Origin of the sequence: Colwellia ponticola (assembly GCF_005885605.1) — a bacterium.
In the GTDB taxonomy this organism is placed as follows: Bacteria; Pseudomonadota; Gammaproteobacteria; order Enterobacterales; family Alteromonadaceae; genus Colwellia; species Colwellia ponticola.
This window is the reverse complement of sequence record NZ_SZVP01000005.1, coordinates 58,688-73,339: the sequence shown is the minus strand read 5'-3', so window position 1 is coordinate 73,339 and position 14,652 is coordinate 58,688. Positions and strand designations below refer to the sequence as shown.

Here is a 14,652-nt window from a genome sequence, read left to right as displayed (position 1 = left end):
TAGATAGCTTAGAGAAAGTGATATGAATAAGACAAACTTAATGACCAAAAAACCGATAATCTGGACTATATCCGGTAGTGATTGCTCTGGTGGTGCGGGTATTGCTGCCGATATTAAAACCGGGCATGGCTTAGGGGTGGAAGTTTGTCAGCTTATTAGCGCTAATACTGTGCAAAATTCACAACAATTGTTGTCGGTTAATTCGGTGTCGATTGATATATTACAGCAACAAGCAGCGTTATTAATGACTGACAAACCGCCATCGGTGATCAAAATTGGTTTGGTGGCTAACGTAGCACAAGTAAAGTGGTTAGTGCAGTTACTTGAACAATTAAAGCAAAAAATGCCAACGCTTATTAGTGTTTATGACCCCGTTGGACAAGCCACTGTTGGCGGTAGCTTTAATTCACTGACACTAGCGCAGCTTCGGCCTTTACTACAAGACGTTGATGTAATTACGCCAAACTTGCTCGAAGCACAAAGCTTAGCGCAATTAGCCGAGATAAGTGATGCTGAGCGACTAGCTAAAAAAATATATGATGATTTTGCTATTCATAGCATTATCGTTAAAGGTGGTCATAGCGAAATAGCTCTTGATTCGAGCGATTACTGCTATCATCAATTAAATCAACTGCCAGGTAAGCAAGATAACCAAGATAAAACTCAAGCAGCAATTAGCTACCAATTAACTAGCAAACGCATTGCCAGTCATTATAGCCATGGTGGCGGTTGTAGTTTCGCTACCGCATTATCGGCTTTTCTAGCACATGGTTATTTAGTACGCGATGCTTTTACTTTAGCTAAAGCTTTTATTAACCAAGGATTCAACGCGAGTGAGCCAGTAAGTAAGCTATACGGTCATCAATATTATGGCGCTTTTGAGCAACAAGGTTGGCCATACCAGGCGGCATTTTTTCCACAAGCAGTTGATGAGGTAAGTAAAAAATATCAGACATTACCGGCGTTTAACTCGTTAAATTTGGCAGGAAAAAAGCTCGGTCTGTACCCCGTGATAGACTCCTTGTATTGGTTAAAGCGTTTGTTGCCGTTAGGTTTAGAAATTATTCAGCTGAGAATCAAAAATCTCGCCTTAGCGGATGTTGAGCAAGTGATTATTGAAGCGGTATTTTTAGCAAAAAGCTACGATACTCGTTTGTTTATTAACGATTATTGGCAATTAGCTATTAAGCATGGCGCATATGGTGTACATATTGGTCAAGAAGATTTGCAAGCTGCCGATCTTTTTAAAATTCAGCAAGCTGGTTTACGTTTAGGTATTAGCACTCATGGCTGTTATGAGTTTTTATTAGCGCAGCAACTTCAGCCGTCTTATTTAGCCATTGGTGCTGTTTTTCCAACCACAACCAAAGACATGACCGGACAAATTCAAGGTCTTAATAATTTAACGCAAGTATTGGCGTTACGTCCTAACAATAATATCACTCAAATTCCGGTCGTTGCTATTGGCGGTATAAACTTAGTGCGAGCAGCGCAGGTTGTAGCGACTGGGGTAGAAAGTATTGCCGTGGTTACTGCCATAACCGAAGCAAAATCTTCATATAATATTTCTCCCGAACAAGTAGTAGAAAAATTACAAAAGATTATTGGCTAATTGCTAATATAACTAAGTACCAATAATAAGGCTAATCATGTTGTCATTAGAGAATAAAATTCCACCACCTTTACTTACCTTGTTTACTGCGGCCGCTATGTGGTGGTTAAGTCTTTTTACTAGCCCAGTTGAGTTAACAAGCACAGTAAAAATTTTTTCAGTCCTTAGTTTTATTTTCGTGGGTGCTCTTTTTGCGCTCTTGGGTATTATTTCTTTTCGACGAGCAAAAACCACGATAAATCCACTAAAGCCTGAGACAACCAGCAGCTTAGTCACTACAGGTATTTACCAATTTACGCGTAATCCAATGTATCTTGCTTTGGTATTTTTTCTATTGGCATGGGCAAGCTATTTAGCATCAGTATGGGCAATTACGTTAATTTTTTTATTTATGATGTATATGCAATATTTTCAAATAGCGCCTGAAGAAAAAGCGTTAGCGCGACTATTTAATGGTGAATTTACTCAGTATAAAAAGCGCGTGCGTACTTGGCTTTAAGTACAGTGTTCTTTGTCTATATCATCTAATGAAAAGAAATAAACTGTGATTAATGTAGCAGACCCAGTTTATTTTTAACATTGAGAGAACTTTTTGTTATTAATTGGCAGAAAGTAATTTAGGATTAACCACTAAATTTCTGACACCGTGAGCATGATCTTCTTCAAAAATATTATCTTCACACCACTTACCAACAGTTTCAATATTTACTTTAGCAACTTGTGGTCGAACACTCCAAGCTACCTGAAATGGAGAACCTTTTTCATTATAGCCTGGACCAGTAGTAGAGCCAGCATATTGTACAGGTGTACCCGTATCGCTTGGGATATTTAACGCTTGTTGGTAACCATTACTTACACCATGTTCAGTTAGCATTGAAAAATCTAACGCATTGTTGTCGTTAACTAAAACATAGACTTGTGTTTCGACACGTAATTGTGGGTTGCCAATTGAGTCACTTAAACATGCGCCTAATGTTGGTCCTGGAGTGACTTGGGCAGTAGAGTGTACATAGTGAACTTCAATCGTATCACCAGAATTTAAAACACCGTGCTTACTGGGGCAAATAGCAGCTTTAGTTGGTTTTTTTTCTTGAGTACTCAACTGACCCGAATAAATATAACCACTTTGAAAACCGTGACCATCACCATTACCGGCATATTTAGTAAACTCGCCTCCTTTGTGTTCAGCATTTTGGTGGAAGTGGATATTACAAAGGTTCATCGTTGTATAAGCAGGCGCAGCGCTAAACGCACGTGAGTTATTACCTTTAATTGAGTCAATATCGCGAGGGGACTGTGGTCCAAAACCTTTACCAGCAGTATTTTTTTCTAACTTAGCGCGTTGGGTTTTAATCTGGCTATCTGAAACGTGATCATGATCGCTATGAGCAGAGGCTATTAATGGTATTAAGCTTGCTGCTACGGTTAATGCAATTATTTTTATCTTCATGTTATATCCTTAAGGTTATTAATTAATGCGTTGTTTACATGCAATAGTGCCTTACAATATTCCTGTCGGCGCAGATAAGCATTGGTAGGTGATTTTTGAATATTTTTGGTGAACACTGAGCGATAATTATGGCGGACTTAGGAGTATGGTTAACGAGCATTTTATTAACACATGAGTTCGTTTATAGTCGCTCAGATTTTTTATCCCTTTCACTGCAAGTTAATAATATATTAGCGTAATTTAGCCGAAGCATAACCGCATTAATATGTGAATAATTGTTATTTTTTTACTTTTAAAGTCGGTTTTTATACAAAAAAGTGCAGCGCGAAGGTGATATATTGCCTACTATAAGCGTTAAATAACGGTTAACAAATTGAAGTGAATTTTGTTGTTATTATTGGTGTTTAGCTAAATATTAAGCTAGTTAATCGATCTTGTTTAGCGGTAGAATATTGGCAATCAAGGTGAGTGGTTGAACAGGAAATATCGATGAATCGCAATAAACTACAACACTACAAAAATATATCTGTTAGGAAAGTATTTGAAAAAGAAACACAATTGATTGCCCAAATACAGTCCAATGAATTTACACAATGCTTAATGCTTTGGCAGGCAAAAGAACCGACGTTAGTATTGCCTGCGGGTAATAAGTGGCCAGAGTCTGAAACCCTGAATACGGCATTATTAGCTAATAAGTGGCAGTTACATTCACGAAAAACAGGTGGCGCACCGGTACCGCAATGTCCGGGTATTATTAACTTATCTCATCTTTATCTTTGGTCAGAAGACAGTCCGTACTCAATTAGTAAAGCCTACCAAAACTTATGTGCGGTGCTTAATGGTTTTTTCCAGCAATTTAATTTGGCGAGTCAAGTACATGCCACTGACTTTTCATACTGTGACGGCGATTACAATATTAATCTTAATGGCAAAAAAATAGTGGGTACTGCACAACGGGTGATAATAAAAAAAGGTGGTGGTAAAATAGTGTTAGCACAAGCTTTTATTCTTATTGATGTATTACTCGATGAACTGATTAAACCGGTTAATTTATGTTATCAATTAGCAAATAAAACCGAACGAGTAAAAGCCGAGGTACATACTACGCTTTTTGAACATATAACTGAGCAGCCAACCATAGACCAATTGTATCAGCAGTTAACTCAAGCCTTTGTTGATACTGGTCTGTACATTTAACTATACTTAAAAGACTTTTCAAAGCTAAGTAAAATAGACAAAAACCTTATGATTAATCAGAATGACGAAAGTACTTGCCCGTTATGCCAACAACCTAATCGCTGTGAAGTTAAAAAAAACAGCACTTGTTGGTGTATGAGTGCTGAAGTGATAGTACCACAAGCCTTATTGGATAAAATACCAAGCCAGCTTAAAGGTCAATCTTGTATTTGTAATGCTTGTATTGCAGACTACCATCAACAAAAAGCTCCAGTGGTTAATACGCAGTAACTTAACATGATTATCTTGTTGATCTTTTTACACAAGATAAGCGTAAAAAATTACTCGTTTAGTTTTTTGTTTCTCCTCTACGCAAAGAGCTTATATCCACGTAAAATAACCTTATAAAAGCCTTATATTGTACCCTTTATGAATAAAAATACCGTTACTCACCAGCCACTGCTAAATTCAGCTATTAAAATTGCTATTATTGGCGGCGGTGTGGCGGGATCAACTATTGCGCTGCGCTTTGCTGAGTTAGGCTTAGATACTACCTTAATTGAAAAAGGCCCTAGCCTAGTTAATGGTCCACCTATCTGTCATTTACATGCAGGCGGTAATTTATATCGCGAAATTTCCGATGAACAATGTTTAACCTTATTAAAACAATCGATAGATACGGTAAAAGTTTACCCTCATAGTATTAATGTTCGACCAACGGTTATTGCTTTACCTAAAACGGATAATGGCCAACCAGAAGATTTATTACCACGCTTAGAAAAGTTGCGCGCTAGGTACAGTGAGCTAGTGGCGCAAGATAATCGTAATAAAGTGTTAGGTGAGCCAAGTAACTACTTTCGCTTTTATTCACGTGATGAAGTCGATGCGCTAGTGAATAAGCCTATACCTACTCATGCTAAACAAGACAGTGACTGGTTAATTTCATTTGCGCAACAGGTTGATTTAGATAGTCTTAAGTTTCCTGTACTTTTAGTGCAGGAATATGGCTGGTCTGCTTTTCGTATGGCAGCTATTACCAGTCTAGCAATTGAGCGTTTACCCAGCTGTCACTTACAAATGAATAGTAAAGTTGTTGCTATTACTCAACCAGAAAATAGCACTAGTTGGCAAGTATCAACAACGTCTGAAACCAGTACTGATATTAATCATCAACACTTTGACTATGTTATCAATGCTTGTGGTTTCAAAAGTGGTGAAATAGATGACATGCTCAGCGCTAAGCGCCAACGTATGGTGGAATTTAAAGCTGCTTACGTTGCCCATTGGCCACAATGCCAAGGGTTATGGCCAGAAATAGTTTTTTATGGTGAGCGAGGTACCCCTCAAGGCATGGCGCAATTAACGCCTTATCCTGACGGCTATTTTCAATTACACGGTATGACACAAAATATTACCTTGTTTGAACAAGGTTTAGTGGCTAGTTCAGCGCAAAGTGCTCAGCCGCAATTAGCGCCACAGTTTATTGAAAAGATTTACTTGCAATGGCCAGAGCAATTAGTACAAAACAGAACCTTAGGATCAATTGAGCATATGGCGCAATTTATTCCTACTTTTACTGACGCTAAAGTAGCGGCAAAGCCCTTATTTGGTGCGCAACAAATTCCTGGCGAAGACCCTGGTTTACGTGCGGCTGATGTGTCGTTTTATGGTAAGCACTATGCTCGTGCAGAAATTGTTAAAGGCTCGTCTGCATTAGCAGCATCAGATGCTATTTTAGCCAATTTAGTAGCGTGCGGTTTAGTAGCAGAATCTGCCTTAGGTCATTATTTAACTGAGCATTACTTCCCGGTAAGTCAGCAATGTTCAAACGTTGAAGTAACTGAGCGAGCAATGATCTTAGCTAAACAACGTAATTATCCTACAGCTTTAGCAAAAAATTTCTGTTTTAGTAAGTAGTTTTAGAGAATAGTTTTACTGAATAATAAAGCGACTCATCTGTTGTGGTTAGCTTATTCTTCATTTTTTATCAGTAAAGTTAATAATGCTTTAAAATGGTCAAAACACCATTGTGGTTGATAAAGGCTAATATCTTCACCGTAGTTATAGCCGTAGGTTAAGCCAACGCTGTCTATTTTGGCGGCTTGTGCGGCTAAAATATCGTTTTTAGAATCACCAATCATCAAGCACTGCTCAGCTGTCACGTTCAGTTGTGCTAAGGCATAGTGTAACGGAGCAGGATCGGGCTTTCTTTGAGGTAAAGTATCGCCACCAATGAGTAACTCAAACACATTACCAAGGCCTAAACCTTGTAAAATAGGTTGAATAAATATGGCGGGTTTATTGGTGATAATAGCAAGGCGATAGCCAGCGAGTTTTAAGGTAAATAAACCTTCTTTTACATCATTATATAAAGCCGACTCAATACACAAACACTGCTGGTAATGCGCTAGAAAAATAGTCAACGCCTCTTCAACAAGTGCGGTATCTAATAGCTCATTAATGGTGGCGGAACCAGACAAACCACGCTGAACTAAGACTTTGGCGCCATTACCAACCCAGCCACGTATGGTGTGTTGATCAACTAGCGGTTTGTTTAAATCTTCCAACGTTCTATTTAGTGCTAAAGCTAAGTCAGGAGCACTATCAACTAGCGTGCCATCAAGGTCGAAAAGTAGTACATTTTTATCTGGCAGAGTCACAGTTATCTCATCAGGGTAAGGGGTATAATTAGTGTTTATTTTACCACCTAAGTATTGGATAGCTAGTAAGCTAACATGCTAATATCACTTATTTATCGATTGTTAATTGCTAATCCATCACTTGTTTATGGTATATTTATCGGTAGTACACTACACAAAAAATACTTTATTTCTTTGTTTACAAGCCTATAAAAATCATAATTTTCTATTTTTAATACTTGCGATCTTGCCATCGACCCAATATGATTGCGAGTACTAAAACTATATCAATTAATATTTTTAAGTTACTTTCAGTCTTATCTTTTAAAATATCTGTTTAAATACCTTTTACAAGATATTGTCTGTAGGAATAAAACATTACATTATTCAGGAATAATAAACATGCGCTTGGCTTTACTCGTAATTATAGTTAGTTGTATCTCTATGGGTTCTCAAGCTTTTGAGTTGAAGCCAAGTCAAAATCATTCAGTTGAAAGCCTTGAAGTTCAATTAAGCAGTAAAGAAGCTGAATATGAAAATTTTATCGCCTCATTATCTATATTAAATACCCAAGTTGCTAATGAAGAAGAAAAATTAAATTTACTACGTAGTAAAGGCAATGAGTTAACAACGGCGCGTAATCAAGCGCTAGTTAATATGAACAAGCAATATGAAGCATTAGTTGATAACCCAGAGCAAGATATCGTTGAGGTACAAAATGCTTATCGTAAAGCCATTCTAGCGCAAAAAAATAATAAAGATGGTATTAAAAATAGCGTCGCCTTACTAGCTGACTTAAAAGTAAAACTTGCCCGTGCTAATGTAGAACGATTTACTTTAGCTAATGCACGAGAAGTCTTACTTGAAGAAATTATTATTGCGCGTGTAAAGCGCTTACGTGATGAATTTGAAACCAAAAGTGAATTGAAAACCACCCAAATGGTTGCTTGTGATACCCAAGAAACATTAAAGCAATGTATTGTACGCAGTAACCTGTTAGCAAAACAAAAAGCCTCGAAAGAATTTGTTAATAACTTATTTGCTAAAGCAACAGAGTCTAGCCTTATTAACGCACACAAAAGTAATTCAGCTGCGCAAGTTAGATTAATTAAGCATAAAGTATTGAGTAGTGAATTTAGTGGCCAAGGTAATTACAGTACAACCATTAGTGTTGAATTAGAAGGTTCATTACCTAACTTTGAAGCCTGTAAATTATTAGACCTCTCTTCTCGTTATTGTAGTTATAAAAAAACACCCGCTAGCGAAGAGAGCGTTAATATCGATGCTAATAATGAATTTCTGTCTAATGATGAATCAGTACTTTATGAATTAACCGTTCGTTCGGATCAATACGATGATGAAGTATTTATTGATGGCGTTAGCTACGGTTCTACTAGACTTTCAGTGATGTTATCTGCAGGTAATCATGATGTAGTGATTACCAAAGCAGGCTATTTAGACCACAAAGAGCAAATCCGTTTAAACAAAAACTCCACCATTAAAGCGGAATTGATCAAAGCATCAATTAACTTTGCCAATGGTGAAGTTATTCAAGATATTTTACCGGGTGACGAGTTAGGGCCAGAGTTGATTGGTATTCCTGCGGGCAAGTTTCAAATGGGTGATATGAAAGGGGCGGGCTTACGAAATGAAAAGCCTGCGCGTAGTGCACAAATACTGAATTCATTTGCTATTGGTCAAAGTCAAATCACTGTAGGTGATTTTAAACAGTTTGTTAAAGCAACTAATTATGTCACTGAAGCAGAAACTGATAATGGCTGCGCAGCTTTTGTTCAAGGTCAACCACAATATAACAGCGTACTGAATTGGCGTAATCCAGGTTTTAAACAAGGCGACGATCACCCTGTTGTTTGTGTGAGCGATGAAGACAGTAATGCTTATCTTTCATGGTTATCGCAAAAAACACATCGTAACTATCGTTTACCCAATGAAATCGAATGGGAATATGTTGCTAGAGCAGGAAGTATAGCGAATTATTGGTGGGGAAATGATATAGGTAATGGCAAAGCAAACTGCGCTTATTGCGGTAGTAAATGGTCAAACCTTAGTACTTCACCGATAAAGTCGTTTAGAGCAAACAAACTTGGCTTATATGATACGGTTGGCAATGTTTGGGAATTAACCAATAGTCATAAAGTAGTGGCTCGTGGCGGTGCTTGGAATTTTACCCCAAGGCTAGCGCGCACTTCAGTTAGGTTAGAGCTTTCTCCAGGTTTTAGATCTAACTACCTAGGCTTTAGAGCATTACGTGAAAATTAATTATTAATTGATGCTTAAATAAAAAAGGAGATTGTATCTCCTTTTTTGTTGCCTAAATTTCACTCGATATTGACGTGTTCTAGCGAAGACAATAGTGTGTTGTCTAGTCACTCTTCGTGGGCACTTCTTTATACACCAAGGTCTTACACAGAATATCCTATCAAAGATATAGCAGTTTTTTATCATCGTAAACCACACACATGTAGAGGAAGTATTTTGGAATTCGCCAATCTAACTATTGAAATCGCGTTGTTTTTATTTACTATCGCTGTTGTTGCAGGCTTTCTTGATACCTTAGCAGGTGGGGGAGGTTTGTTAACGCTACCGGCATTAATGATGAGTGGTATCCCGCCGTTAGCGGCGCTGGCAACCAATAAATTACAATCAAGTATGGGCGTTGCTACCGCAAGCGTGATGATGTTACGTGCTAGGCGAGTACGTTGGTATCAGGTTAAGCATTTAATGCTAGCAAGCTTTATTGGCTCGACCGTTGGCACTATTATTATTCAATTTATTGATACTGCTATGTTGTCAGTGATTATTCCCGTGGTTATTACCGCTATTGGTATTTACTTTCTTATTACCCCGACTATCGATGAAAAAAATAACTCTGCGAAGATATCATCAAGCACTTATCAACGCTTTATTGTCCCTATTATTGGATGTTATGACGGTATTTTTGGTCCAGCAACGGGATCTTTTTTTACTCTTGCTGGACGAGCCTTACGTGGTCAAAAGTTTCTTGAAGCGACTGCAATCGCCAAAACCTTAAACTTTTCAAGTAACATTGCCTCGTTGGTGGTGTTTATCTTTGCTGGTCACATTATTTGGTTTGCAGGTATGATCATGATGGTAGGACAATTTATAGGTGCTTGGTTAGGCTCACATTGCTTATTTAAAATACCGGTAACTTATCTGCGTTACTTAGTCGTTGTTATGTGTTTCGCTATGTTAGTGAAGTATATGTTACAGCCCGTTAGTTAACAATGCTCTACAAATTACCTTAGGCAATCTAGTTGCGCGTATTGAAAAACTGTTGTTAAATTACAGGTGAGAGTATCGTTCTGATTGCATAATACCAATCGAATTAAGTTCGCTAGACAGTGAAAAACGGGTCAGCTAATTAATCCGTTTGGTATTATGCTCAAGGTTAATTACTAAAGAACATAGTGCGCTTTTCAATTAAAATATCAGGTTGTTCAACTGATTGAATAGTAAAGTTTATTGCAGTAATTTTTTGTTTCAATAAATTACCATCTATTGCCAAAGTAATAGGTACTTCTTGCATAACGCCTGGAGCAATAAGTAAATTTTTAGGTAGCTTTATATCCGTAATGGCTAAATTTTTAATCCCTATATTGAAATGTAATGGCACTTGAGTTTTGTTAAGGAGCTTAAATGTATAGGTGTTCTCAACAGTGCCTTCAAAATCAACGCGATATAGAGCTGTTCTATCACGAATTATATTGGCTTCAATCGGTATTCTGTTATTAATCCATAGCCCTAATAGTATAATTAATAATAGCGTCAGCATCCCATAAGAAATGAGTTTTACATTAAAACGCTTTGTTTTTTTACCTGCGATTTTTTGTTCACTGGTGTAACTAATTAAGCCTTTTGGATAGTTAAATTTTTCCATGGTTTGATCACAAGCATCAATACATAGACCACAGTTAATACACTCATATTGAATACCGTTACGAATATCTATACCAGCGGGACAAACTTCAACACATAAATTGCAATCAACACAATCACCTAACCCCTTTTCATCTTTTAGCATGGAACGATCATCTTTTTGTTTACGCGCAGCTCTATTCTCGCCACGATCAGCATCATAAGCTACCAGCAGCGTATTTTTATCAAACATAGCAGATTGAAAACGAGAGTAAGGACATAAGTGAATGCAGACATGTTCTCTCATCCATCCTGCGTTAGCGTATGTGGCTAGGGCAAAAAATAATACCCAAAAAGTCACTGCTCCACTCCAATCAAAGGTAAGCATAGTGCTATAAAGCTCATTCATTGGGATAAAGTAGGATAGAAAGGTTGTAGCAGTAATCAATGACATCAATAGCCAAATTAGATGCTTAAGTGTTTTTTTGTAAACTTTACGTAATGTCCAAGGAGCTTTATCTAAAGCTAGCCGTTTATTACGGGTTCCCTCTATTCTGTGCTCTACCCAAACATAGGCGAGTGTCCAGACGGTTTGAGGACACACATAACCACACCAAACCCGTCCAAGCCAAGTTGTTATAAAAAAAAGGGCAAAGGCTGCGACCAGGAAAACTCCCGCGAGTAGGATAAAATCTTGTGGCCAGAAGGTGAAATTGAAAATCCTAAACTCTTGCTTTACTACGTCAAGCAATACGGCTTGTTTATTATTAAATTGCACAAAAGGTATGATAATAAAGGCAAACATCAGTAACCAGTTAGAATAACGGCGAATTTTTTGGTAAAAACCCTTTTGCTCTCTAACATAAACGGATGTTTGAGATTTATGGGGTTTAATGATGAGGTGCTCTTCTTTGATATTAAATTTCATTTATTACTACCGTGACATAATTGAGTAATATATCTATATCAAGAAATATGCCATGAAATAAATCATTTAACCGATTGTTTTTAAAAGATTATTTTGTCTCTTATAAAGCTAATAAGCCACGGCATAGCGTGGCTTTTGTGATATGTCGTGGCTTTTTAGGTAAACTAAATTAAGATCGCTGTATTTGTAGTTTTTTCATACGTGAACGTAAAGTACTATCTGGTAAGCCTAGAACTTTGGCTGCACCATTTTCACCACCAATTTTCCAGCAACACACCTTTAAGACGCCAATAATGTAAGTCTTTTCAACCTCTGCTAATGGTTTGTCAAATGTGGGTGACACAGCGTGCGATTTATCTAATTTTTGTTGAATATGCAGTGTATGAGAGTTAGATAAAATAACTTCTCGCTCGAGAATGTTTTGCAACTCTCTAATATTACCGGGCCAATGGTAATCAGCCAGTTTTCTTAAGCTTTTTTTACTGATGCCCTTGATATTTTTATGAAGTTTTTTATTTAATTGCCTTAGAATACTATGACAAAGTAAAGGAATATCCTCGATTCGCTCTCTTAATGTGGGCATAAAAATAGGAAAAACATTTAATCGGTAATATAAGTCCATTCGAAATCTACCTTGCTGAACCATGGCGAATAAATCTTGGTTTGTTGCGGCAATAATACGAATATCTACCTTGATAGTTTTATTACCACCAACACGTTCAAACTCTCGCTCTTGTAATACTCTGAGTAATTTGCTTTGAGCGTCAGGTGATAATTCACCTATTTCATCTAAGAAAAGTGTTCCTTTATCAGCGAGTTCAAAGCGACCTCGTCGTTTTTCACTTGCCCCAGTAAAAGCCCCCTTTTCATGACCAAAAAGCTCGGACTCAAGTAAGTTGTCAGAAAAAGCAGCGCAGTTAACTTTAACCAACGGTGTATTTTTTCGTTGACTTAATTGATGTAAGTTACGTGCAACAAGTTCTTTACCTGTTCCATTTTCCCCAAGGATAAGTACAGTACTATCCGTTTGTGCGACGATTTTTATTTGTTGTAACATTGCGATAAAATTTTGGCTATTTCCCTCTAAGCCTGAGTCTTGAAAACTCTCATTAATTTCATCTTGTAAATAGCTGTTTTGTGCTTGTAGTTTTTTAGTGAGGTCTTGTACTTTTTTCAACGCGGCGCGCAGGTTATTATCAGCCAACCTTTGCTGGCTAACATCACGAAATACTGCTACTGCGCCAATTAACTCACCGTTTTTATATACGGGGGTTGAAGTATATTCTACAGGGAAACTAGTACCATCTTTTCGCCAAAAAATTTCGTGGGTTATTTTACGTTCTATACCATCTCGCATGGTGTTATAGATGTTACATTCATCGCTAGGGTAAGGGGTGCCATTGGCATGGGTATGGTGATGGTATTTATGGATGTTTTTACCCAATAGTTCTGCTGATTTCCAGCCCGTCATTTGTTCTGAGGCAGGGTTAACAAACACAGCATTGCCATCTGTATCAAAACCATAGACTCCTTCACTTACGGCATTTAGTAATAGAGAGTCAGTTAAAAATTCTTTTATATCTATGGTCATAAAATACTTATTATAATTAAATACACGATATATCGTGGTTGTATTTTATCAGGTATAAAAAGAAATATCAGGTGATATCGATACTATAAGGATAGGAAGCAGCGATATTAGTACACTACCAGTTAATCTTATTCTTGAAATAAAAATTGATTGTCGCTTGAGGAAAGTTTAAAGGCTCACTCTTACAATGAGCCTTTAAATTTTTATGACTTATTTAACGCGGATAATTCTTTTTTAGCTAAAAAGTTATCCATTTCTGAACGTAGTAATTTATAAAGTAAAATAGAGCCATCTATTTCTTCTTTTCGATTGGTTAAGCTTTCAATATTTAAACCTAGTGGTAAATTATATGGCAGTATTGCATCTAAAATCTGTTGTAAACTATTGACACAAATGCGAATTGATTCATATAAAGGTTTTGGTGCATTAAGGATGCGCAAACTCGTTGCTTCAGGTACATTAACACCTAACCATTCAATAAACTCTAAGGTTTTTTCACTACCACAGGGAGAGAAGGTTAATATTAAACGTTGTGGTTTTATGCCTTGTTTTTTACATTCAATAGCGTAGCGAGTTAGTAAGTCGATAGTCGCTTGAGGATCGTATATTGCTTGTGAAATAAAGAAACTACAACCTTGTTGGTGTTTGGCAATTAAACGCTCATGTTCATCTTTTTTACTAGCATGGCGCTCAGCTATAGTGACACCACCAACAAAGAAATTATGCTGATTATCTACTAAGGTTTTATAGGCGCTAGCTAAGGGTAATGAAATATCATTGTTTTTAGATGGGCTACCTACTAGCACCACATCTTTTACTCCATATTTTTCCCAAGCTTCGTTGGCCCATTGATTAAAATCATCACCATTAGATTGAACAACACTTTTATAGGTAATTACTGGTCGGCTTGACTTTTTATTCAATAAAGAAGAATACAGACGGGTATCATGAGTTGACTTAAATGGGAAAGGTCTAGGTTTACTAATGCGAGAATCTTCATCTTGAATGTCATAAACAATCAGGCCGTCAAAGTCGATATCGCTAACACGCTCAAGTAATTTTTCAGCAATGTCAGCAACTTTATCAAGTGGTGTATCACTCTTAGGGGGAGTAGTACCAATAAAATAAACACCTCGATTAATATCATTGTACCTAGCTTGTAACTCTGATTGTGTAGTCAAAATATCTCTTCTTTATTTTTAACGGACGTTTAGATGGCTATATAATCTTTCAATTTGCCTAAAGTGTCAACCATTGACTCACTTCTTCGTTGAATCTTTATTCACTAAGTTATAACAAGTTTAGTTAGCTCTATTGATAGCAGCGGCTTAGTCGTTGAATACGGGACAGGGCGTACCG

12 protein-coding genes are annotated in these 14,652 nt (G+C 37.2%); 7 read left to right on the top strand and 5 right to left on the bottom strand.

Translation table 11 applies throughout. From position 1 onward, the window contains the following. The first annotated feature begins 22 nt into the window (after positions 1-22). A complete protein-coding gene (thiE, locus tag FCS21_RS07500) occupies positions 23-1,612 on the top strand; it encodes a thiamine phosphate synthase (RefSeq protein ID WP_246047093.1) in 1,590 nt (529 codons plus the stop codon). Positions 1,613-1,649: 37 nt separating this feature from the next. Next, on the top strand, positions 1,650-2,111 hold the full coding sequence (locus FCS21_RS07495; protein ID WP_138622015.1) for a methyltransferase family protein: 462 nt from the start codon (positions 1,650-1,652) through the stop codon (positions 2,109-2,111). A 99-nt stretch (positions 2,112-2,210) separates the two neighbouring features. On the opposite strand, the gene FCS21_RS07490 is transcribed toward FCS21_RS07495, so the two are convergent. Continuing rightward, positions 2,211-3,062: a delta-class carbonic anhydrase gene (locus FCS21_RS07490; protein WP_138622013.1), complete on the bottom strand. Its 852-nt coding sequence runs from the start codon at positions 3,060-3,062 to the stop codon at positions 2,211-2,213. 489 nt (positions 3,063-3,551) lie between these two features. On the opposite strand from FCS21_RS07490, the gene FCS21_RS07485 reads away from it, so the two are divergent. The 3 genes from FCS21_RS07485 to FCS21_RS07475 all read left to right on the top strand — a co-directional run bounded on the left by FCS21_RS07485 (position 3,552) and on the right by FCS21_RS07475 (position 6,155). After that, positions 3,552-4,259 (top strand): lipoate--protein ligase family protein, encoded by a 708-nt coding sequence (locus tag FCS21_RS07485; protein ID WP_138622011.1) that lies wholly within the window; start codon positions 3,552-3,554, stop codon positions 4,257-4,259. Between the two features lie 48 nt (positions 4,260-4,307). After that, on the top strand, positions 4,308-4,529 hold the full coding sequence (locus FCS21_RS07480; protein WP_138622009.1) for a cysteine-rich CWC family protein: 222 nt from the start codon (positions 4,308-4,310) through the stop codon (positions 4,527-4,529). A 138-nt stretch (positions 4,530-4,667) separates the two neighbouring features. After that, positions 4,668-6,155 (top strand): FAD-binding oxidoreductase/lyase, encoded by a 1,488-nt coding sequence (locus tag FCS21_RS07475; RefSeq protein WP_138622007.1) that lies wholly within the window; start codon positions 4,668-4,670, stop codon positions 6,153-6,155. 53 nt (positions 6,156-6,208) lie between these two features. Here FCS21_RS07475 and FCS21_RS07470 read toward each other — a convergent pair whose 3' ends face one another. Then, positions 6,209-6,898, bottom strand: a complete 690-nt coding sequence (locus FCS21_RS07470) for a phosphoglycolate phosphatase (protein ID WP_138622005.1) — start codon at positions 6,896-6,898, stop codon at positions 6,209-6,211. 423 nt (positions 6,899-7,321) lie between these two features. Here FCS21_RS07470 and FCS21_RS07465 point away from each other — a divergent pair, with 423 nt between their 5' ends. Beyond that, complete coding sequence (locus FCS21_RS07465; protein WP_246047090.1) at positions 7,322-9,157, top strand: SUMF1/EgtB/PvdO family nonheme iron enzyme; 1,836 nt, start codon at positions 7,322-7,324, stop codon at positions 9,155-9,157. Positions 9,158-9,373: 216 nt separating this feature from the next. Continuing rightward, complete coding sequence (locus FCS21_RS07460; protein WP_138622001.1) at positions 9,374-10,141, top strand: TSUP family transporter; 768 nt, start codon at positions 9,374-9,376, stop codon at positions 10,139-10,141. A gap of 166 nt (positions 10,142-10,307) precedes the next feature. Here the strand turns inward: FCS21_RS07460 and ccoG are convergent, their stop codons facing one another. From ccoG to FCS21_RS07445, 3 genes are all read right to left on the bottom strand, one after another. Next, positions 10,308-11,702, bottom strand: coding sequence for a cytochrome c oxidase accessory protein CcoG (gene ccoG, locus FCS21_RS07455; RefSeq protein ID WP_138621999.1), 1,395 nt, complete (start codon positions 11,700-11,702; stop codon positions 10,308-10,310). A gap of 169 nt (positions 11,703-11,871) precedes the next feature. Next, positions 11,872-13,293, bottom strand: coding sequence for a sigma-54 interaction domain-containing protein (locus tag FCS21_RS07450; RefSeq protein WP_138621997.1), 1,422 nt, complete (start codon positions 13,291-13,293; stop codon positions 11,872-11,874). 203 nt (positions 13,294-13,496) lie between these two features. Beyond that, positions 13,497-14,474, bottom strand: a complete 978-nt coding sequence (locus FCS21_RS07445; protein WP_138621995.1) for a methylenetetrahydrofolate reductase — start codon at positions 14,472-14,474, stop codon at positions 13,497-13,499. Between the last annotated feature and the right edge of the window lie 178 nt (positions 14,475-14,652).

Excerpts from the sequence above, each read along its gene's own strand:
- thiE (WP_246047093.1), top strand. The coding sequence starts at position 23 with ATGAATAAGACAAACTTAATGACCAAAAAACCGATAATCTGGACTATA.
- FCS21_RS07495 (WP_138622015.1), top strand. The coding sequence starts at position 1,650 with ATGTTGTCATTAGAGAATAAAATTCCACCACCTTTACTTACCTTGTTT.
- FCS21_RS07490 (WP_138622013.1), bottom strand. The coding sequence starts at position 3,062 with ATGAAGATAAAAATAATTGCATTAACCGTAGCAGCAAGCTTAATACCA.
- FCS21_RS07485 (WP_138622011.1), top strand. The coding sequence starts at position 3,552 with ATGAATCGCAATAAACTACAACACTACAAAAATATATCTGTTAGGAAA.
- FCS21_RS07480 (WP_138622009.1), top strand. The coding sequence starts at position 4,308 with ATGATTAATCAGAATGACGAAAGTACTTGCCCGTTATGCCAACAACCT.
- FCS21_RS07475 (WP_138622007.1), top strand. The coding sequence starts at position 4,668 with ATGAATAAAAATACCGTTACTCACCAGCCACTGCTAAATTCAGCTATT.
- FCS21_RS07465 (WP_246047090.1), top strand. The coding sequence starts at position 7,322 with ATGGGTTCTCAAGCTTTTGAGTTGAAGCCAAGTCAAAATCATTCAGTT.
- ccoG (WP_138621999.1), bottom strand. The coding sequence starts at position 11,702 with ATGAAATTTAATATCAAAGAAGAGCACCTCATCATTAAACCCCATAAA.
- FCS21_RS07450 (WP_138621997.1), bottom strand. The coding sequence starts at position 13,293 with ATGACCATAGATATAAAAGAATTTTTAACTGACTCTCTATTACTAAAT.